18 protein-coding genes and 3 pseudogenes are annotated in these 19,310 nt (G+C 67.1%); 7 read left to right on the forward strand and 14 right to left on the reverse strand.

The features are described 5' to 3' along the window. Positions 1-46: 46 nt before the first annotated feature. The 3 genes and pseudogenes from JAP66_RS03770 to JAP66_RS03780 all read right to left on the reverse strand — a co-directional run. A pseudogene (locus tag JAP66_RS03770) lies at positions 47-811 on the reverse strand (acyl-CoA carboxylase subunit beta); the annotation flags it as partial. Between the two features lie 93 nt (positions 812-904). Next, positions 905-2,362, reverse strand: coding sequence for a sodium:solute symporter family protein (locus JAP66_RS03775; protein ID WP_199430148.1), 1,458 nt, complete (start codon positions 2,360-2,362; stop codon positions 905-907). Beyond that, positions 2,362-2,604 carry a DUF3311 domain-containing protein gene (locus JAP66_RS03780; RefSeq protein WP_199430149.1) on the reverse strand — a complete coding sequence of 81 codons (243 nt, stop codon included), beginning with the start codon at positions 2,602-2,604 and terminating at the stop codon, positions 2,362-2,364. Before JAP66_RS03780 ends, JAP66_RS03775 begins: the two co-directional genes overlap by 1 nt. Positions 2,605-3,579: 975 nt before the next feature. On the opposite strand from JAP66_RS03780, the gene JAP66_RS03785 reads away from it, so the two are divergent. After that, complete coding sequence (locus JAP66_RS03785; RefSeq protein WP_199430150.1) at positions 3,580-4,854, forward strand: ATP-grasp domain-containing protein; 1,275 nt, start codon at positions 3,580-3,582, stop codon at positions 4,852-4,854. Between the two features lie 84 nt (positions 4,855-4,938). Here JAP66_RS03785 and JAP66_RS03790 read toward each other — a convergent pair. After that, a pseudogene (locus tag JAP66_RS03790) lies at positions 4,939-5,630 on the reverse strand (IS5 family transposase). Between the two features lie 608 nt (positions 5,631-6,238). Here JAP66_RS03790 and JAP66_RS03795 point away from each other — a divergent pair. Further along, on the forward strand, positions 6,239-6,841 hold the full coding sequence (locus tag JAP66_RS03795) for a GAF and ANTAR domain-containing protein (protein WP_307849424.1): 603 nt from the start codon (positions 6,239-6,241) through the stop codon (positions 6,839-6,841). A gap of 591 nt (positions 6,842-7,432) precedes the next feature. Continuing rightward, positions 7,433-7,795: a site-specific integrase gene (locus JAP66_RS03800; protein ID WP_199430151.1), complete on the forward strand. Its 363-nt coding sequence runs from the start codon at positions 7,433-7,435 to the stop codon at positions 7,793-7,795. Here the strand turns inward: JAP66_RS03800 and JAP66_RS03805 are convergent. Beyond that, complete coding sequence (locus JAP66_RS03805; protein ID WP_199430152.1) at positions 7,788-8,258, reverse strand: NUDIX hydrolase; 471 nt, start codon at positions 8,256-8,258, stop codon at positions 7,788-7,790. The two genes, JAP66_RS03800 and JAP66_RS03805, sit on opposite strands and share 8 nt — an antisense overlap. An 8-nt stretch (positions 8,259-8,266) precedes the next feature. Continuing rightward, positions 8,267-9,009, reverse strand: a pseudogene (locus JAP66_RS31960) (DUF5919 domain-containing protein). A 138-nt stretch (positions 9,010-9,147) separates the two neighbouring features. On the opposite strand from JAP66_RS31960, the gene JAP66_RS31965 reads away from it, so the two are divergent. From JAP66_RS31965 to JAP66_RS32875, 4 genes are all read left to right on the forward strand, one after another. Beyond that, positions 9,148-9,297 carry a hypothetical protein gene (locus JAP66_RS31965; protein WP_235998741.1) on the forward strand — a complete coding sequence of 50 codons (150 nt, stop codon included), beginning with the start codon at positions 9,148-9,150 and terminating at the stop codon, positions 9,295-9,297. Next, positions 9,291-9,509, forward strand: coding sequence for a hypothetical protein (locus JAP66_RS31970; protein WP_235998742.1), 219 nt, complete (start codon positions 9,291-9,293; stop codon positions 9,507-9,509). Before JAP66_RS31965 ends, JAP66_RS31970 begins: the two co-directional genes overlap by 7 nt. A gap of 6 nt (positions 9,510-9,515) precedes the next feature. Further along, positions 9,516-9,734 (forward strand): hypothetical protein, encoded by a 219-nt coding sequence (locus JAP66_RS03820; RefSeq protein ID WP_199430154.1) that lies wholly within the window; start codon positions 9,516-9,518, stop codon positions 9,732-9,734. 210 nt (positions 9,735-9,944) lie between these two features. Beyond that, the gene (locus tag JAP66_RS32875; RefSeq protein ID WP_307849425.1) at positions 9,945-10,064 is read left to right on the forward strand and encodes an AMED_5909 family protein; all 120 of its coding nucleotides are present in this window, start codon (positions 9,945-9,947) and stop codon (positions 10,062-10,064) included. 143 nt (positions 10,065-10,207) lie between these two features. Here the strand turns inward: JAP66_RS32875 and lpdA are convergent, their stop codons facing one another. From lpdA to JAP66_RS03860, 8 genes are all read right to left on the reverse strand, one after another. Beyond that, positions 10,208-11,608, reverse strand: coding sequence for a dihydrolipoyl dehydrogenase (lpdA, locus tag JAP66_RS03830; RefSeq protein WP_199430155.1), 1,401 nt, complete (start codon positions 11,606-11,608; stop codon positions 10,208-10,210). Between the two features lie 20 nt (positions 11,609-11,628). Then, positions 11,629-12,357 (reverse strand): lysophospholipid acyltransferase family protein, encoded by a 729-nt coding sequence (locus JAP66_RS03835; RefSeq protein ID WP_199430597.1) that lies wholly within the window; start codon positions 12,355-12,357, stop codon positions 11,629-11,631. Further along, positions 12,327-12,500 (reverse strand): hypothetical protein, encoded by a 174-nt coding sequence (locus JAP66_RS03840; protein WP_199430643.1) that lies wholly within the window; start codon positions 12,498-12,500, stop codon positions 12,327-12,329. The genes JAP66_RS03835 and JAP66_RS03840 overlap by 31 nt, the downstream gene beginning before the upstream one ends. Positions 12,501-12,521: 21 nt before the next feature. Then, the gene (locus tag JAP66_RS31975) at positions 12,522-12,929 is read right to left on the reverse strand and encodes a nitroreductase family deazaflavin-dependent oxidoreductase (RefSeq protein WP_235998743.1); all 408 of its coding nucleotides are present in this window, start codon (positions 12,927-12,929) and stop codon (positions 12,522-12,524) included. A gap of 78 nt (positions 12,930-13,007) precedes the next feature. After that, positions 13,008-13,967 carry a prolyl aminopeptidase gene (gene pip, locus JAP66_RS03845; RefSeq protein WP_235998744.1) on the reverse strand — a complete coding sequence of 320 codons (960 nt, stop codon included), beginning with the start codon at positions 13,965-13,967 and terminating at the stop codon, positions 13,008-13,010. 39 nt (positions 13,968-14,006) lie between these two features. Beyond that, positions 14,007-14,852: a sugar phosphate isomerase/epimerase family protein gene (locus tag JAP66_RS03850; RefSeq protein WP_199430156.1), complete on the reverse strand. Its 846-nt coding sequence runs from the start codon at positions 14,850-14,852 to the stop codon at positions 14,007-14,009. After that, positions 14,849-17,983: a ThuA domain-containing protein gene (locus JAP66_RS03855; protein WP_235998745.1), complete on the reverse strand. Its 3,135-nt coding sequence runs from the start codon at positions 17,981-17,983 to the stop codon at positions 14,849-14,851. Before JAP66_RS03855 ends, JAP66_RS03850 begins: the two co-directional genes overlap by 4 nt. Before the next feature lie 151 nt (positions 17,984-18,134). Continuing rightward, a complete protein-coding gene (locus JAP66_RS03860; RefSeq protein ID WP_199430158.1) occupies positions 18,135-19,295 on the reverse strand; it encodes a Gfo/Idh/MocA family protein in 1,161 nt (386 codons plus the stop codon). Between the last annotated feature and the right edge of the window lie 15 nt (positions 19,296-19,310).

Below are 19,310 nucleotides of genomic sequence, written 5' to 3' on the forward strand. Positions count from 1 at the left end.
CCGGCTATTGCAGGTTCGGCAATCGGACTTGTCAACTCGGCCCGGGTTACAGCGGCACGTTCCCGTGCTTGCGCTGCGGTGCGCGCTTGCGCTTGTCCCGGAGCATCGCCAGCCCCCGCGCCACTGCCGACCTGGTCTGCGTCGGGTCGATCACATCGTCGACCAGGCCACGCTCGGCGGCGAAAAGCGGACGCGCGAGCCGGTCGGTGTACTCGGCCACCAGCTCCCGCCGCACCCGGTCCGGGTCCTCGGCGGCGGCGAGTCTCTTGCGGTGCAGGACGTTGACCGCGCCTTCGGCCCCCATGACCGCGATCTCGTTGGTCGGCCACGCCAGCGAAAGGTCGGCGCCGATGGAGCGCGAGTCCATCGCGATGTAGGCACCGCCGTAGGCCTTGCGCAGGACCACCTGGATGCGTGGCACCGTCGCCTCGCAGTAGGCGTAGAGCAGCTGTGCCCCGTGCCGGATGATGCCCGCGTGCTCCTGCTCCACGCCGGGCAGGAATCCCGGCACGTCGACCAGAGTCACCAGCGGGATGCCGAAGGCGTCGCAGAACCGTACGAACCTCGCGGCCTTCTGTGCGGCGGCACAGTCCAGGACGCCCGCGAGCACCACCGGCTGGTTGCCCACCACCCCGACTACCTCACCGTCGATGCGAGCCAGCGCGCAGACGACGTTGCGTGCCCAGCTCTCGTGGATCTCGAAGAGGTCGCCGTCGTCGACCAGCTCCGCCAGCACCGACCGCATGTCGTCGAGCGCTGCCGGTCCCGCTCGATCTCGGCCACGACGTCGCTCCACCGGATCCTGTGCCGGGAGGAGGTGGACGCCGGATTCCGCCTCATTACCGCCACCGCCCCCTCGTGAGTGCCTACGCGAGTTCTAACTCGTGTAGGCACTCACGAGGTCTCACACCGCAGACTCCTCGGGACTGCGTTGCCGTGCGGGCACCAGCAAGCTCACGACGACGAAGACGACGAGGTTGGCGATGAGTCCGAGGATTCCCTCGTGGATGTCGAGCGGGTTCGCCTCCGCCCAGAGCTGGTAGTAGAAGTTGATCGCAATCCCCACGGCGAGCCCGGCGATCGCGCCGGCCGCCGAGGCACGGCGCCAGAACAGGGCGCCGTAGACCGCCGGTGCGAACTGAACGATGGCGCCGTACGCCCCCGCGAGCAGGCCGACGAGCGATTCGACACCGACGATGGCCAGGTAGTAGGCGACGGCGCCCACTCCGATGACCGCGCCTCGCATCGTCCAGACCTGTGCGCGCTCGGAGATCGCCGGACGGAGTGGCCGGACGACGTCGCGTGTGAACGTCACCGAGGCGCCGTGGGTGATGGCGTCGGCCGACGACATCGCGGCCGCGAGCGCACCGGCCCCGATCAGGCCGAAGGCGAACGCGCCCATGGGAAGGACGTTGCTGACGAGATACGGCAGGATCTGGTCGGGATTGCCGACGTCGGCTTCGGAAACCTGGGTCACCGCCGCGAACCCGATGAACAGGACCGGGATCAGGAAAAGCGCGAAGAGCGGATAGGAGATGACAACCTGCTTGATGCGCCGCTCGGTGGTACTGAACGACTTCGTGAACAGGTGCGGCCACATCAGGAAGCCGATCCCCGAGACGAGCAGGATCGTGGTGAACTCCACGGCCCCCATCGTGGAACCGGTCTCGCCGATCGCGAGGAAGCCCGGACGCTCGGCGTCGATGGCGCGGAACATCTCCCCCGGAGAACCGTGGAGATAGTCGACGACCCACAGGCCGATGACCCAGGCCACGATGAGCATCAGCGCACCCTGGATGACGTCGCTCCACGCGGCCGCGCGCACGCCTCCGGTCACCACGTAGACGATGACGATTCCATAGGCGATGAGCGCACCCGCCCACAGCGGGACCGTGCCCTGTGTCATCACGTTGAAGACGTACGCGACACCGGTGAGTTGCAGCGTAAGGTACTGGATGAACGCGGCGACGGCGACGAGGCCCATCACGATCACCAGCGTCTTGGAACGGTAGTGGTCGCGGACGAAGTCGCCCATCGTGAGGTAGCCGCGCTCCTTGCCCAGCCTGGCCAGCCGGGGCCCGATGATGTACCACGGGATCATGCCGAGCGCGACGTAGCCGACGATGTAGAACGCCGCCGCGCCACGGGAGAACGCCCAGCCGGGTCCACCCAGGAACGCGAACGCGCTGAAGATCGTCCCGCCCATGAGGAACCACATGACCACGAGCCCGAGGCCGCGTTCGGCAACGGCGTACTCCGAAAGCGACAGTTTCGAACGGCCACGGCCGGCGAGAAGGCCGACGACGAGCGCGACGGCCAGGTAGCCGAGCATCAGGACCAGGGCCGTGTTTCCCGCCGACATCAGCGTGCCCCCTTGCGGTACTCACGCCGGTAGACCAGAAAGAGGGCGACGGTAGCCGCCAGGGTCCAGAGCACGATCCACCACAGTGCCAGCGGCAGCCCGAGCACGATCGGTTCGACGCGGTTCGCGACGGCGTATACGGGAAAGCTGAGGACGACCGCCAGGGTGAGCCACGTGATGCCCACGACCTTCTCGGCCTGTGTCCAACGACCTGTGGGGATATCGGAGCTTGACTTGGGCATCGGTCTGACTCCTTCGGACGGCTACGCGGAGTTAGCGATCGAGGTGGGTCATGCCGTTGTTGTTCTCGCGCGCCGACGAACGTGACGCCGGGCGACGAGCACAGTCGAGCCGAACACGTCGTGAGGGTGACACGCCGTCCGATTCGTTTCAACCCCTAAGTATCTCCCCGCCCCACCCTCGTGAGTGCACACACGAGTTCTAACTCGCGCAGGCACTCACGAGGGGAGGGCTCACATGTTGGTCTTGTCCAGGCTGGTCTTCGTGAGGTGGTCGTTCGGCGCCTGTTCCCGGCTTGACCTGTGGAATTACATCACTGTAGTTCTCAGCCGTTTCCGGCCTCACCTGACGTCAGAGGGCCTAATGCGTGATCTTGCGCGAAGGTCACGATCGCCCACGGACAATCCCCGCGATCGTTGCCGAGCCTGTGCGGGGCCGGCTCGAGTCATCCCGGAACCCCGATCGCGCTTGGCGCGGTGTTCACTGACGGAAGGCACCTACGCGACGTCACAACAGCGCGATCGGGCCCGAAGCGGGGTTGACGCCAGTGGCCCCGTAAGACACTCGCGGCGAGCGGGGATGTGACCGCCGAACCCACACAACTTGATACCGCGACCACACGTCCGGCAACGCCTACGCCGACATGCTCTGGCAGCCCACCCAGCGAGGCACGAGCGTCCGGGTGGGTTGCGCCCGTTCGGCGGGCGCTCCGCTCCGCGACCTGCGGGACCGGCTTGAAGACGTACAGAAAGTCATCACCGGACTGCGCACGCTAGAGACATGACACGATACGATCGATTTCGGACATGGGGAATCCACGCCATGTTCCGGGCGAGCGTCAGTCAACTGACCATGATCTCTGTCCGTCCTCGCACCGGCTCGTGTGAACTTATCAGGGCTCCAGGCCTGGGTTTCCGGCGGATGCGGTAGGGGAATCCTGTCGCGTCGTCGCCATTGAGGGTCGGAGAGGTGATGTGATGCCTTACAACGTGTTCGTGCTGGGCTTTGACGAGCACAATCAGCGAGTCTTGGAGGACCTACCCGATGCCGATCAGTACCGGTTCCACCCGTTGCTGACCATCGACGAGTTGCAGCACGGCGAGGACATCCCGTTGCGCGCGTTGCTGGAAAAGGCCCAGATGCAGCTAGAAAACTTCGATGAACCGGTCGACGCGATCATCGGCTTCTGGGACTTCCCGGTCAGCACCATGGTCCCAATTCTGTGCAAGCGGCATGGCGGGCTTCCCGGCGCGAACCTGGAATCAGTGGTCAAGTGTGAGCACAAGTACTGGAGCCGTCTTGAACAGCAGAAGGTGATCGACGCATACCCCCGCTTCGGCCTGATCGACCTCGAACACGACACCAGCCCGCCGCAGGGTGTGGGCTTCCCGATGTGGGTCAAACCAGTCAAGTCCTTCTCCTCCGACCTCGCCTTCGGCGTCGCGAACATCGATGAGTTCCGGGATGCGCTGGAACAGATCCGCGAGGGCATCTGGCGGGTCGGGGAGCCGTTCGACATCCTGCTCGAACATCTTGAGCTGCCGCCCGCGATCGCGGATGCTGGCGGCCAGTCGTGCGTCGCCGAAGAGAGTGCCACCGGGCGGCAGCTGACCGTCGAGGGCTACCGCTATCAGGGCCGCACGCACGTCTACGGCGTAGTCGACTCGGTCACCCACGACGACAACCCCAGCTTCGTCCGCTTCCAGTACCCCGCCGCGGTGCCCGACCGGGTCAGTGACGAGATGGCCGATATCTCGGCACGCATCCTCAATCAGGTTGAGCTGGATAACACGACCTTCAACATCGAGTTTTTCTGGGACGAGGGCACAGACAACCTATCCGTCCTAGAGGTCAACCCCCGGCACTCGCAAAGCCACGCCGAGCTGTTCGAGCAGGTCGACGGGGCATCCAACCACCGGACCATGGTGCTGCTCGCGCTCGGCCTCGACCCGGGCACGCCGCACCGCGCGGGCCCCTACCCGGTGGCAGCCAAGTGGTTCCTGCGGCGTTGGGAGGACGGCGTCGTCCGCCGTCACCCCACCGATGACGAAATCGCCACCGTGGAACGGGACCTCGACGGCGTCACTATCGACGTCATCGCTCATGAAGGCGACCGGCTCTCCGAACTCGGCGACCAGGACAGTTACAGCTACAAGATCGCCAACATCTACATTGGCGGTGAAGACGACTGCGACCTAAGGGTCAAGTTCGAGCAGTGTGCCGAGAGGCTTCTGTTCGAGTTCGACGAGTAGGTTTGCGACACCCACGACAGCGGATCGTTTTGGACGACATTCACTGTCTGCGCATGGCATCTCAGAACTATGACCCGCTTCGGGTCATGCTGGGAGGATCCCGACGAGGTAGGTGGTGGCGTGCTTGTCGTAGCACGTGGCGATGGCGCGCCATCGTTTGAGCCGACCGAAACCGTGTTCGACGGTGTTGCGGTTTGTCCGCCAGCAACCGAAACGCCTCGGTATCACCGTGCTGGTGTGCTGCCAGCAGTGGCTTCAGATAGGGGTTGTCGCCGGCCTGGCCGGGTGAGAGCAGCACGGTCAACCGGCAACAGAACTCGTCGGTCAGCGCGTGGATCTTGGTGCTCATCCCGCCCCGGGAGCGACCCAAGGCATGGCCAGCTGACTCGGTGGCGAGATTCGTGTCATTCGATCGACCCCCCGTGTGGGCATCGCGCAGCGCACCGGCGGCATGTTGATTTGCGCGAGCAACGGTGGAATCGATGGACAGAAGATTGCGTAACTGTTCATCACGCTCGGGAGCGGCAGCCCGCACCGCCGCGAAAATCCGCACATAGGTGCCGTCATCGGCCCAGCGACGGTGCCGTTCCCAGTCGACTGCCACGCCCCGAAATGATCAGGAACGTCCCGCCGCGGTGACCCGGTGCGGGAGCGCCAGATGACCCGTTCCAGCGTCAACCGGTGATCATTCCATGGCCGCCCCTGATGTCCCCCACAGGTAGGACCGGCTCGATCAACGCCCATAACTCGTCAGAGATCTCGTCCGTACGCAGCACTCGTTGAGCATCGCGCACCGACCACCCAATCTTTTAGCAGACACGCCCTAGCCAGTTCCGGTCCATTCGGCACTGCGCGCGCCCGACCGGCATCGCCGATTCGTGCACGTCTAGGGACTCGGCGGATTGCGGCGTGGGCCGCGACAGGGTGAGCTTCTCGACTGGCAGGCCACGACCGTCACGCACAATGACCTACCCCGAACCGCGTCCGTTAATGCGCGTGATAGACCACTTCGCGTTGCCTCCCACGAAAAAGGCAGCTCTCGCAGAGCGGCTGGGCCGCTTCTTCGTAGACGGTGTCGGAAGGTAGCGCCGATTCCGTCGGCTGTTGCGCTCAACCGACGGAATCTGAGCCGGCCTAGCGTTCCCGGGCACGCTGGCAGCCTGGAGAGGGCTGTACCCGGAAACAGTGGGCGTCAAACCTCCGGAACTCAAGGGTATCTCGATCTCGTAAGTTGGCTGTGGCAAAGTTGGCCAGTGCGACGGTGATCGGGAGGTGGTTGCGCTGTGACGGATGCGCGGGAGTGGGAAGAACTGGCCGCGGCGCTGGCGCTAATGGCTCGTGACCTGCTGGCTCAGGGCTCGGTGCAAAGACGCTGGATCGGATCGTGGCGCACGCGGTGGACCTGGTGGATGGCTGCGAGGCTTCCGGGATCCTCGTGGTCCGCGACAGCCGAGTGATGACTCTGGCGGTCACCGATCACGTGGCCCGGGTTTCGGACCGGCTTCAGGGTGAGCTGCGCGAGGGGCCGTGTTTCGACGCCGCCTACTACAAGCAAGAGGTCTTCCGAGTCGCCGATATGACCACCACCGAGGAGAGGTGGCCGCTTTACGCGCCGAAGGCCCGCGAGATCGGGGTGGGCAGCATGATGGGCTTCCTGCTGTTCACCAATGGGGACAACGATCTGGGAGCCCTGAACCTCTATTCCTCACGGCCGGGGGCGTTCACCGAACGCTCCGAACAGGTGGGCTGGATGCTGGCCTCGCACGCGGCTGTGGCGTTGTCCAGCGCCCGCACCCACGCTCAACTGGTCGAGGCGATCGGTACTCGCCAGGAGATCGGTGAGGCCCTCGGCATTCTCATGGAACGGCACCAAGTCGGTGAGCAGGAGGCGCTCGCGCGGCTCACGAAGGTCTCGCAGGACCGGAACGTCAAGATCCGGGAATTGGCGGCCATCATCAACCGCACGGGCGAGGTCCCCCGGCGTTGACTAGCTAGACGGCCCCGGGGACGCGCGAAGTCGGCCAGATGACCGGGGAGAGCGTTGCACCTATGCGCTGGTGGAGCTGACTGACCGGCGTCTTGGCCAGCCAGCACCGTCTTGGCGAAGGTCACCACCGTTTCGGGTTCGGCCAGCAGAACGTCGCCGCCGAGGTAGCACACAACGATGATGTCCTCGCCGGCTCCAGTCTCGATGCCCATGGCCGACCCGTGGGTGGGATCCTAGAACAGCGCGACATCACGCCATGGGATGTCAGCTAGGCGTCCGTCAACGCCAGGTAGACGGTGGCGGGAGTGGCCGCCTCGCAACTGACGCTTTCCAGCCCGACTCCGAGCCCGCATGCGACGCGCTGCACGTAGCGACGCAGGCCCACCCGGCGTGTTCTTCCACACCGTCACTCGGCATACAAGTCACTGCTCCATCCTGTTGAGGCTGTTCCGGAGGAGATAACGCGGCCAAACCCTCGGACAGGCACGGGTAGGTCACCAGGCTGCCGAGTACTCACCCAACTCGGCAGGAAGCCCATCGGCGCGATACGTCCGAGCGATGTGCAGCGTTGGCTCCGCGTCATGTAGGACGATGAAGTTTCGGGGACGTCGTGCGCTGTACTTCGGCCACCTCGTCTCGATTTTCAGCTTCGCCATCGAAGACAGGCTAATCACCACCAACATCAATCGAGCGCAAGTGGTCGTGTGGCCACATGAACGAGCCCGGGAGGTCCGGGAGAAACTGTCCGAGCGGTACAAGCCTGCCGTTGACGTGCCCACTGGTATCGGCGTACGCAAAGGCGAGCTGTTCGGGTGCTCGCTCGCCGACGTCGACCGGGATCGCGGAATCGCGCGCATTGACCGGCAAGTTCGCCTGATACATGGCCGCCCGGTGTTCGCAGTCCCCAAGGGCGGCAAGATACGGGAGGTCCCGATCGGCGCCCAGATTATGTGAAGTAGGGATCGCTGCTGCCCTGACGCGCATGTTCAATCCATAATCGGATGGACGGGTGGATATTTAAGTCACTTAGCCTGCGTGGTTGTACCCAGTGCGCTTCCTTGCTCTCGCTGCTCGTCCGTAGCTCCTCGCCGAGCGGCTTGGCGCGGAAGCAGATGGAGAATTCCTGGCGGACTTCGCCGTCGTCGTAGGCGATGACGTGGTTGGGGTTGGAGTAGAGTCCGATGAGGCCGGTGACCTCGCATTCGATGCCGGTTTCTTCGCGGACTTCGCGCACGGCGGCTTGGCTCAGCGTCTCCCCTAGTTCCAACTGCCCGCCGGGGATGGCGTAGTAGTCGTTGTCGGTGCGGCGGATCATGAGTATCCGGTCTTGTTCGTCCTGGATGAACGCGCTCACGGCGATGGCGATGCTGTTGGCGGCAGGGGCGTTCGGGTCGTTGTAGTAGTCCTGGCGGGCCATGCTGGCTCCTAGAAGGTGGCGGGGCGGGAGAGGTTCCAGGCGGCCTCGAAGCTTTCGGAGTAGGTCTGGAAGAGGTCCCCGGCGGAGAGCCTGCGCAGGTGCAGTGATGGGGCGTGTGCGCCTGGAAGCCGTACACGTGGGTGTTGATGATCATCTCGTCGTCGAAGCGGAAGATCGAGTTGTACAGCGTGGTGTTGTGGAACCGCATCTCGACGCCGTTGACGTCCTGCAACAGCCGGTAGAAGGCCAGTGCGTTGCGGATGCGCGCGGCGAGTGTGCCTTGCCCGAGTTGTTCTTCCTCGCTGCGCAGGGCCACGCTGTCGCTGTCCGGGTCACCGAAGAGCAGCCGGATGGTCGCTCCGGCTTCGGCCTTGTGGGCCAGGTCTTTGACGAAACGCGGGCGCTCGACCAGGAACAGCGCGGCGTGGACGAGGATCTCGACGGTGTGCTCGGACTCGTCGATGAGCCGGTCCCACAGCTCGACCGGGATCGCGTTGCGGTGCGGGAACACGCACACCACCTCGGCGGCGGCGATCTCTGCGTTGCGCTCGGGCGCAATCGCTCGCGGCCAGAGGTAGCTTTCGGACTCGCGTGCCATCGCGGCAATCTTGTGCCGGTGCTTCGGGTACGGGATCCGGCCCTTGGTGATCCAGCGCTCGACCGTCTTCGGGTCGACGTTCAGGGCCTTGGCCACTTGGTCCAGCGTCAGGCCGTTGCGCATCAGCGCGTCTCGTAGCCGCTCGTTCGGCATGTCCACCCGGGGACTTATAGGGACGTCTTCAACCATAGATGTCCCGCCGCGTGGTGCTCCCGTCCGGCGATTTCGCTGACATTGGAGGGCAGGTTGCCGGGATAAGCCCGGCGGCAGAACCCCAAGGAGGAAGTTTCCATGGCGATCCCGGGTGGATACCGATTCGCGGTCCCGTTCGACGACGTGTTCCCGGAAGGTGCGTTCGTGCCGGGTGTCGAGCAGGCGCTCGACTGGGACCGCAACGGCAACAAGACCCGGCCAAGGGCAAGAACACCGGTGTCGTGGTGAAGATCGCGGCCGAGGTGCAGCCGGTCCCACCGGAGGCTCTGCCGGGCCTGCCGTTTCGCCCGGTGGTGTCCGAGGCGCTGACGGCGACGGCGTACGAGCAGAACGGGCGCATGCAGTTCAGCTTGCGTGCCAAGGAGATGCGCGCTCCGCGTGCCGGTGCCGGGTCTCGCGGTGGCGGCAAGTCCGGGCAGTCCGAGCAGGCAGCGGCGTAGGGCGTGATGAGTGTGCGTGACCTGGTGCAGGTGCACGTGACCGCCGATCTCCCGATCCGCGCGCGTGCCCTGCCGTTCGCCAACCGCGTCGAGTTGCGCTTCGGCAAGGCGTTCCCGGTGGCGCTGCTGGTCGATGAGGCGGCACTCGCCCGGCTCGGCGCGGCCATCGAGTCGGCTAGGCAAGAGTTGCGCGACGCCGACGGCCCGGCACAGGCGCAGGGGTGATCGCGTGCCGGTGAACGTGAGCTGGAACCCCAGCCCGGACGTGACGGTGCCCGAGACCGTGAAGGGAGGTGAACAGGGTGAGCAAGGGGCGTGAGGTGCGGACGCTGATGCAGGCACACGAAGTGCTGCTCTCGGTCCGGCCGCCGGACGATGCCGCGTTGCCGGTCTGGGCGGGAGTACTACCGGCGTAGCGCGGCGACCTGCGCGCGGGTGGCCGAGATCGACCGGGGCCATCACCACGAGGCGCTGTACTGGGCCGACCGGGAGAACCGCCGGGCGAACGAGATCGCCGCGCAGATCAGCGGGAAGGGTTCCACCTCGACCCGGTAGCCAAATGTCCATCGGAGACACAGTCAACGACGCGTGCACACGTGTCGGCGCGCTCGACACTGCAACAAACAACAGCGCCTACCCCACCCTCGTGAGTGCGCACACGAGTTCTAACTCGCGCAGGCACTCACGAGGGATCTCGCTCACATGTTGATCATATGGCCGGCGAGGCCGTGGATGGCCTCTTTCACCGACTCGCCCAGGGTCGGATGCGCGTGCACGTTGCGTGCCACCTCGTGCACGGTCAGGTCCCACTGCTGGGCCAGGGTGAGCTCCGGCAGCAGCTCGGTGACCTCGGGGCCGATCAGGTGCGCCCCGAGCAGTTCGCCGTACCTGCCATCACTGATGATCTTGGCGAAGCCGACCGTGTCGCCGAGGCCGTGGGCCTTTCCGTTGGCGGTGAAGGGGAACTTCGACACCCGCACGTCGTGGCCCTGTTCGCGCGCCTGCTCCTCCGTCCAGCCGAAACTGGCGATCTGCGGCTGGCAGTACGTCGCGCGCGGGATCATCTGGTAGTCGAGCTCCATCGTCTCGGCCTCGCCGATGGTCTCCGCCGCCACGATGCCCATCGCCTCGGCCGCGTGCGCGAGCATCAGCTTGGCCGTGACGTCGCCGATCGCGAAGATGTGCGGCACGCTCGTGCGGCACCGGGCGTCGACGTCGATGGCACCCCGCTCGGTGAGCCGCACGCCGGTGTTCTCCAGGCCGTACCCGTCGACCTTCGGCTGGAAGCCCATCGCCTGCAGTACCTTGTCGGCCTCGATGGTCCGTCGCTCACCGTCCTTGGACACGGTGACGCTGACCGTCTCCCCACTGTCCTCAACAGACTCGACTCGCGTGGAGGTGAGTACCTCGATGCCGAGCCGCCGGTAGCGCCGCGCCAGCTCGGCGGAGACCTCCTCGTCCTCCAGCGGCACCATCCGGTCCAGGAACTCGACGATCGTCACCTTGACGCCGTAGTTGTGCAGCACGTAGGCGAACTCCACCCCGATGGCACCCGCACCGGCGATCACGACGCTCTCCGGCAGTTCCGCGGCCAGGATCTGCTCCTCGTACGTCACCACCCGTTCGCTCACCGACGTGCCCGGCAGCAGCTTCGCGGTGGCGCCGGCGGCGACGATGCAGTGGTCGAACGTGACGGTCTCGGTGTCGCCGTTCGCGCGCCGCACCTCGATCGCCTTGTCGCCGGTGAACGTGCCCCTGCCCTCGAACTGGGTGACCGCGTTCTTCTTCATCAGGAAGTGAACGCCCTTGGCACGGCCGTCGGCGACCTTGCGGCTTCGCTGGTAGGCGGCGAGGTAGTCGAACGTCACCTCGCCGTCGACCTGGATGCCGAAGGTCCGCGCCTCCGTCGTGAACAGGTGCGCCAGCTCGGCGTTGCGCAGCAGCGCCTTGGACGGGATGCAGCCGACGTTCAGGCACACCCCGCCCCAGTACCGTTCCTCGATGATGGCGGTGTCCAGGCCGAGCTGGGCAGCACGGACGGCGGCGGTGTATCCGCCGGGACCGGCGCCCAGCACCACGACGTCGAAGTGTTCGCTCATGGCCCGGATTATGCCTTCACCTATTCGGGTGGCGGAGCCTCCCCGCGAACTTCGGCGAGTAGCGACGTGATCGCCGCCATGATCCGCGTGGTGGCCTCCCTGAGCTGCGACGCCGTCGGTTTCGGCCCGGTCAGATCGGAGAGGTCCACCGGCGGTCCGGCGACCAGATCGATCCGTCGCCGGGGGAACACCCGCGGTAACCGCGCACCGGCCGGAAGCAGGTCGTGCGTCCCCCAGTTGGCCAGCGGCACGACCGGCGCGCCCGTGGTCAGGGCGATCCGCGCCAGCCCCGTCTTGGCCGGCATCGGCCAGCCGTCCGGACGCTCGGAGAACGTGCCCTCCGGGAACACCACGACGCACTCACCGGCGTTCACGGCCGCGACCGTGTCCCGGTAGGCGTCCAGGGCACTGGCCTTGCCCCGGTGCACCGGAATGTGCCGCCCCGAGCTCATCACCGAGCCGACCACCGGCGCCTTCCACAGCCCCGCCTTGGCCAGAAAGCGCGGCACCCGGCCACCGGAGAGGCAGAACGCCGTCACGGTGACCGGGTCGGCGTAGGACAGGTGGTTGCTCGCCACGAGCGCACCGCCCTCGTTCGGCAGGTGTTCCGTGCCGCGTACCCGCGTCCAGGTGCCCAGCGTGAGCAGCGGCCAGAACACGTCGATGGCGAGACCGAACCAGAACCCACGCCCGCGGCGGGGCAGCCCGCGCAGCGCGGTCAGCGGTCGGAGTCTGCCTCCACCGGCCAGCCGGCCGCCTCCCGGACGATGCGCTGGGCCCGACCCAGCCCCGGCAGCTCGGCCGGGTCCAGCTCGCCCCGTTCCGCCTGGTGTTGCGCCTCCGCCAGCTTGGCCAGCAGACTCGCTACGTCGACCGTGGACTGCTGCGCCATAGTGGTCCCCTTCTTCCGGAATCAGGCCACACGCTCCAGTATGACAACAGGAATGTCCCTGTCGGTCTTTTTCTGGTAATCGTCGTAGGCGGGCCAGACCCTGGTCATCTTCGGCCACACCTCGGCCTTCTCCTCCGGGCTCGCCGTTCGCGCCCTCGCCTTGAACCTGTCCGCCTTGACCTGCACGCCGACCTCCGGCTCCTGCTGGAGGTTGAGGTACCAGCCGGGGTGGGAGTCCGCGCCGCCCTTCGACGCCACGACGACGTAGTTGCCCTCGTGCTCCTGGTAGATCAGCGCGAACTTGCGCGGCTGCCCGGACTTGCGGCCCGTGGTCGTCAGCACGAGGCAGGGCGCGCCGCCCTCCCAGTCATGACCAACCTCGCCATCGGTCTCCTCGTAGCGGCGTACGTGCTCGTCACCGAAGAGCATCCGGCGTTCCTCCCTCACGACTCGGTAAGATCAGTGATCAGGATGCCAGCATCCCGGACCACACGCTCCAAGTCTGCCCTACCCGGCGAGCCGGTCGGTGGCGCGCACGAGCTCCCGCAGGATGCCGGGCTCGTCATAGGCGTGCCCGGCCTCCTCGACCATGATCAGCTCGGCAGCGGGCCACGCTCGCTTGAGCTCCCACGCACCAACCGGCGGCGTGCACACGTCGTAGCGACCGTGGATCACCACGCCCGGAATGCCGGCCAGTTTCCCCGCGTCCCGCAGCAACTGGTCGTCGGAGAGCCAGGCCCGGTGCGTGAAGTAGTGGTTCTCGATCCGTGCGAACGCCAGGGCGAACCGGGGATCGGAGAACCGCTCGACCAGGTCCGGGCGGCGGCGCAGGGTGATGGTCTGGGCCTCCCAGGTGCTCCACGCGACCGCGGCCGGGCCGTGCACCGCTGGGTCCGGGTCGAACAGCAGGTCGTGGTAGGCGGCGATCAGGTCTCCGTCGCGCCGCTCGGGCGGCACCGGATCGAGAAACCGCTCCCACTGCTCGGCGAAGAGGAAGGCGGCCCCGCCGCCGTAGAACCAGTCCAGCTCCTTGCGCCGCATCAGGAAGATGCCACGCAGGACGAGTTCGGTCGTCCTGCGCGGATGCGCCTGCGCGTAGGTGAGGGCCAGCGTGCTGCCCCACGAGCCGCCGAACACGAGCCATCGCTCGATCCCGAGGTGCTCGCGCAGCCGTTCCATGTCCGCGACGAGATGCCAGGTGGTGTTCGTGCTCAGGTCGGCGTCCGGCTCACCGCAGTGCGGCGTGCTGCGGCCGCAGCCACGCTGGTCGAACAGCACGATGCGGTATCGCCTCGGGTCGAACAGCCGCCGGTGGCCAGGCGAGATGCCACCGCCCGGACCGCCGTGCAGGAACACCGCGGGCTTGCCGTCCGGGTTGCCGCACACCTCCCAGTAGATCTCGTGCCCGTCCCCCACCGGCAGCATGCCGTGCTCGTCCGGCTCGACGGCCGGGTACAGCTCGTTCATCCCGACCACTATGCCCGTGCCGGCGACCCCGGCCACCTGCTAGAAGCGCAGCCGCCTGAGGTAGCCGTAACTGCGTTCGGCGCTCGCCAGCGGGTCCGCCGGCTGGTCGTGCTCCACCACGTACTCCTTCACGCCGGAGACGTCCCTCCGCCGGAAGATCCGGCGGAAGTCGATCGTGCCGTAACCGACGTCCTCGAACGACCCGTCCGGAGCCCGGTCCTTGACATGGAACACCGGGAACCGCCCCGGGTACCGCTCGAAGTACGTCACGGGGTCGTAACCGGCGTGCACGATCCAGTACAGGTCCAGCTCGAAGTTGACGTAACGCGGGTCGGTCTCGCCGGCCAGGATGTCGTAGAGCACCTGCCCGTCCACGGACCGGAAGTCGAAGTCGTGGTTGTGGTACAGGAAGCGCAACCCGGCCGCCCGCGCCGCACGGCCGGCCTCGGTGAACTCACCGGCCACCTGACGGTAGCCCTCAGGTGTCCACAGTGAACTCGGCAGCCACGGCACCACCACGGACTCCACGCCGAGCACGTGCGCGTTGTCCAGCTCCCGCTGCCAGTCGCCGCGAACGGCGTCCAGCGGAAGGTGCGTCAGCACGGCCCGCAGCCCGGCCCGGTCCAGCATCTCCCGGAACCGCTGCGGGCTGTGCCCGTACAGGCCGCTCACCCCGACCGTCGCGTAGCCGATCTCGCCGAGGCGATCGAGCGTGCCCTGCGGGTCCACGGTCATCAGCGACCGCACCGTGTAGAGCTGGATGCCGATATGCCCTGCCGGAACGTGCCGCGGGGCCGCCGCCGCCGTACCGCCGAGCCAGGCGGTGGTACCGGCCACGGCCGCGGAACCGGCCGCCAGCCGGAGGAAATCGCGCCGGGTGCTCATCGGGTCACTCCCTTCCCGTTGAACTGCAGCGAGTCCAGCGACAGCAGGTCGGCCTGATCCGGCGACCAGTCCGGATTGCTGAACACGAGATGGAGCTTCACCGTGCGGCCCGGATCGGTCAGCGGCACGGTCGGCGTGACGACCTCACCCCAGCCGCCGGTGTTCGGCACCTCGACCGAGCCGAGCAGCTCACCGGTCGGCGAGTCCGCGCGGAACTCGATGGTTCCGCCGATGCCGCCCGAGCCGACGGCCGGGGTCACCGAGTCGATGCCCATCAGGTGCACGGGTTCGTAGGCCACCCAGTCACCGTGCTCGATCTCACCGAGCCGCTTGCCCGCCGAGGCGTCCCCTCGGTTGAGGACCTGCACCCCGCCGGTGTCCTCGAAGTGCTCCGCCTCCTTGAACTTCGGCTCCAGCGTGACGTGCGCCGAACCCGTGAGCGCGGGCACATCACCGGGGCCGCCACCGTCGGTGTACTGGGCACTCAGGGCCGCGTAGAGGTTCTGCCCCGGACCGTGGCTGTCGCCGGCGTCCGTGGTCACCTCGCCGCGGCAGCCGGTGACGTTGTCCATCGGATGCAGGTGGTCGTCATGACCGAGCTGCGACTGGACGACGACCTTCGAGCAGTCGATGCTGCCGTCCTCCCGGTCGTTCACCTGCACCACGAACGGGATCGTGTCACCGAAGTCGAACATGCCGCCGTCCTTCGGCAGCACGATCCGCACATCGGGCCTGGTGTTGCCCGCCGTGATCTCGGTGGTCGCCACACCGGTCAGCTCGGGGTTCGTCGTGCTGGCGACCGTGAGCCGCACGGTGTACTGCCCCCGCTCGGTGAACGTGTGCGTCGGGTTCGCCTCCGTGGAGTCGACCGTCCCGTCGTTGTCGAAGTCCCATGCGTAGGTGAGCGGCTCACCGTCTCCCCCGGCCGAGCCCGCGCTGGAGAACTCGACGGTCAGCGGTGCCCGGCCCGAATCGGCCGAGACGTCGACCTTGGCTGTCGGTGGCCTTCCCTCGGCCACGTAGTCGATGCGGTAGATACCCGCGCCGTCGTTGCTGCCACCGCGCCCGGTGCCGCTGCCCTCACCGAAGTCGATGACGTAGAGCGAGCCGTCCGGCCCGAACTGCGCCTCGAACGGCTGGATCCACGTCATGTCCTGGAAGATGCCGTTGATCGAGAGCAGCTCCCCCGCACGTGCGGGGGCGAATCTCGGGTCGGTGAACGTCTGGTCCCGCTGCTGCACCGACATCACCTTGAACCACTTGCGGGTCAGCTCGTAGTTGAACCACTTGCCGTCGAAGTACTCGGGGAACTTCGTGACCAGGGGGTTGTCGGGGTCGTAGTCGTAGACCGGCCCGGCCATCGGGCCACCGCCACCGGTGCCCAGCTCGGGGAACTGCGGCGACTGCGAGTACGCGTACCACATCCACGCCGGCGTCGCGGGCGGAAGCTCGGTCAGGCCGGTGTTGTTCGGCGAGTCGTTGACCAGGTTTCCGCAGTCGAACACCGGGCCGGACTCGCCGGTGGCGAAGTCGTAGTCGTTGAACGGCGTGTTGACGCCCGTGCAGTACGGCCAGCCGTGGTTGCCCGCCTCCGTGATGCGCAGGAACTCGACCGTCCCCTCCGGGCCGCGCTCGGGGTCGGCCTGCCGGGCGTCCGGACCGTAGTCGCCGACGAGCAGCGCGTCCGTCTGCGGGTCGACGGTGATCCGGAACGGGTTGCGCAGACCCATCACGTAGATCTCCGGCCGCGTCAGGTCGGTACCCGGCGGGAACAGGTTGCCCTCCGGGACCGTGTACGTCCCGTCCGGCTGCGGCGTGATGCGGAGGACCTTGCCGCGCAGGTCGTTGGTGTTGCCCGACGTGCCCTGCGCGTCCCACGCGCGCCTGCCGTCCCGTTCGTCGATCGGTGCGAAGCCGTCCGAGGCGAACGGGTCGGTGTTGTCGCCGGTGGCGACGTAGAGGTTGCCCTTCGAGTCGAAGGTGATCGAGCCGGCCATGTGCGAGTTGGCGCGGCCCTCACCCCGGTAGGTCGGGATCTCCAGCAGCACCTTCTCCGACGCCGGGTCCACCGTGCTGTCCGCGGACACCGTGAACCGGGACAGGTTCATCCTCGGTTCGGCCTGGTCCGAGTAGAGCAGGTAGAGGTGGTTGTTCTCGGCGAAGCCGGGGTCGAGGGTGAGCCCTAGCAGCCCGTCCGACTGGCTGGTCATCTCCGGCGTGTACTGGAAGTCCAGCGCGGTGGTCACCTGCCGGGTCTCCTGGTCGATCACCTTGAGCGCGCCGGTGCGCTGGATGTAGAACACCCGCCGATCGGGTGCCACGGCGAGTTCGAACGGGTCGGCGAGCCCCTCCTCGGCCAGCGCGACCCGCTGGAAGTTGCCGGTCTGCGTCGCCGAGCAGTCGCCGGGCGCGGCGCCCGCCGCCCACTCGATGCCGCCGAGCAGGTGCTCCAGGAACAGTGCGTCGGAGAACTTCTCCGCGGCGTGCCCGCCCGCGGTGAACCAGGACCGGCCGCCGTCGTAGTTCTGGCACCACGAGTAGGGATGGTCGACCCCCTCGTCGAGCCCGTTGATGCCGTCACGGACCTTGATCTGCGCGAGCGTGTGCACCTTGCCCGTGGGGTTGGCGCGCCAGTTGTACCACTCCTCGTGCTGCTCCCATAGCTCGGGCAGGTCCTTTGTGGATGGATGTGCGCGGTCGAGCACCTTGACCCGGCCGACCTGTGGCGCCGGGTGGTAGTCGAAGATCGCGCCGACCAGCCCCTCGTACCAGGCCCAGTCCCGTTCACTGGCCGATGCGGCGTGCAGGCCCGTCCAGCCGCCCCCGCCGCGGATGTAGCGCTGGAACGCCTCGCGCTGGCCTGCGTCGAGCAGATCACCCGACTGCGGCGTGGAGTTGGTGTTGTTGAAGACGACCGCGTCGAACCGCGCCAGGTTGTCATCGGTGAACGCCGCCGCGTCGTCGGTGGCCTCCACGTCGAACCCGTGCTCGGCACCGAGCTGTTCGATCGCCGCGATCCCGGCCGGGATCGATTCGTGGTAGAAGTTCGTGACCTTGGAGAACACGAGCACGCTGAACCGGGACTGGGCGGCGGCGGGCAGCGCCGCCGCCAACCCGAGTGTCAGCAACATGGCGAGCACCGCCGCCACGCTCCGGCTTCGGACACGTCTGTGACCGGACATGTGGACCCTCTCCGTTGAGTAGTCTGAACAGTCGGGAAAACGCTTTCACTACATGCCGGGTGTTATTCGGTTGTCGTGCCGGGATCGTGGGGTTGTTGTTCTAAAGACGCAGCTCGGGTACCGCCACCTTGCGGCCCTCCCTGGCCGAGAGCAGCCCGAGCTCGGCCAGCTGCACACCGCGGGCACCGGCCAGGAAGTCCCACGGGAACGGCTCGCCGCAGGCGACGTGCCGCAGGAAGAGCTCCCACTGCGCCTTGAATCCGTTGTCGAACTCGTCGTTGTCGGGCACCTCCTGCCACTGCGCGCGGAAGTCCTCGGTCGCGGGCAGGTCGGGATTCCACACCGGTTTCGGCGTGCTCGCGCGGTGCTGCACGCGGCAGCGGCGCAGGCCCGCCACCGCGCTGCCCTCGGTTCCGTCCACCTGGAACTCCACCAGCTCGTCGCGGAAGACCCGCGTCGCCCACGACGAGTTGATCTGTGCCACGACACCGCCGTCCAGCTCGAAGATGCCGTAGGCGGCGTCGTCGGCGGTACACACGTAGGCCGCACCGGCCTCGTCCACCCGTTGCGGGATGTGCGTCGCTGCGTGCGCCTGCACCGATCTGACCGGGCCGAAGATCTCCTCGAGCACGTACCGCCAGTGGCAGAACATGTCGACGATGATCCCGCCACCGTCCTCGGCGCGGTAGTTCCACGACGGGCGCTGGGACTCCTGCCAGTCGCCCTCGAAGACCCAGTAGCCGAACTCCCCGCGCACCGAGAGCACGCGGCCGAAGAAGCCGCCGTCGACGAGACGCTTCAGCTTGCGCAGCCCGGGCAGGAACAGCTTGTCCTGCACGACGCCGACCTTGACCCCGGCATCGCGTGCCAGCCTGCCCAGTTCCAGCGCGGCCGCGGCGTTCTCGGCGATCGGCTTCTCCGTGTAGACGTGCAGGCCCGCGGCGATCGCCTCGCGGACGCACTCCTCACGGCGGCTGGTCACCTGCGCGTCGAAGTAGATCGCCGCGTCCGGAGCACGCAGCGCCTCGCCGAGGTCGGTCGTCCACCGGTCGAGGCCGTGCTCCTTGGCGAGCGTGGCGAGCTTGTTCTCGTTGCGTCCCACCAGCACCGGCTCGGGGCGCAGCACGGTCCCGTCCGGCAGCGGCAGCCCGCCCTGCTCCCGGATCGCCAGTATCGAGCGCAGCAGGTGCTGCCGGTAGCCCATCCGGCCCGTGACACCGTTCATCACGATCCCGATGGACCGGTCCTCGTTCACCGCCATGTGCACCTCTTCCGT

Origin of the sequence: Qaidamihabitans albus (assembly GCF_016464705.1) — a bacterium.
Lineage (GTDB): Bacteria > Actinomycetota > Actinomycetes > Mycobacteriales > Pseudonocardiaceae > Qaidamihabitans > Qaidamihabitans albus.

Excerpts from the sequence above, each read along its gene's own strand:
- JAP66_RS03805 (WP_199430152.1), bottom strand. The coding sequence starts at position 8,258 with ATGGCCCGCCAGGACTACTACAACGACCCGAACGCCCCTGCCGCCAAC.
- JAP66_RS03780 (WP_199430149.1), bottom strand. The coding sequence starts at position 2,604 with ATGCCCAAGTCAAGCTCCGATATCCCCACAGGTCGTTGGACACAGGCC.
- JAP66_RS03775 (WP_199430148.1), bottom strand. The coding sequence starts at position 2,362 with ATGTCGGCGGGAAACACGGCCCTGGTCCTGATGCTCGGCTACCTGGCC.
- lpdA (WP_199430155.1), bottom strand. The coding sequence starts at position 11,608 with ATGAGCGAACACTTCGACGTCGTGGTGCTGGGCGCCGGTCCCGGCGGA.
- JAP66_RS03785 (WP_199430150.1), top strand. The coding sequence starts at position 3,580 with ATGCCTTACAACGTGTTCGTGCTGGGCTTTGACGAGCACAATCAGCGA.
- JAP66_RS03820 (WP_199430154.1), top strand. The coding sequence starts at position 9,516 with ATGAGTGTGCGTGACCTGGTGCAGGTGCACGTGACCGCCGATCTCCCG.
- JAP66_RS03800 (WP_199430151.1), top strand. The coding sequence starts at position 7,433 with ATGAAGTTTCGGGGACGTCGTGCGCTGTACTTCGGCCACCTCGTCTCG.
- JAP66_RS31965 (WP_235998741.1), top strand. The coding sequence starts at position 9,148 with ATGGCGATCCCGGGTGGATACCGATTCGCGGTCCCGTTCGACGACGTG.
- JAP66_RS31975 (WP_235998743.1), bottom strand. The coding sequence starts at position 12,929 with ATGCTCTTCGGTGACGAGCACGTACGCCGCTACGAGGAGACCGATGGC.
- JAP66_RS03860 (WP_199430158.1), bottom strand. The coding sequence starts at position 19,295 with ATGGCGGTGAACGAGGACCGGTCCATCGGGATCGTGATGAACGGTGTC.
- JAP66_RS03855 (WP_235998745.1), bottom strand. The coding sequence starts at position 17,983 with ATGTTGCTGACACTCGGGTTGGCGGCGGCGCTGCCCGCCGCCGCCCAG.
- JAP66_RS03850 (WP_199430156.1), bottom strand. The coding sequence starts at position 14,852 with ATGAGCACCCGGCGCGATTTCCTCCGGCTGGCGGCCGGTTCCGCGGCC.
- pip (WP_235998744.1), bottom strand. The coding sequence starts at position 13,967 with ATGAACGAGCTGTACCCGGCCGTCGAGCCGGACGAGCACGGCATGCTG.
- JAP66_RS03840 (WP_199430643.1), bottom strand. The coding sequence starts at position 12,500 with ATGGCGCAGCAGTCCACGGTCGACGTAGCGAGTCTGCTGGCCAAGCTG.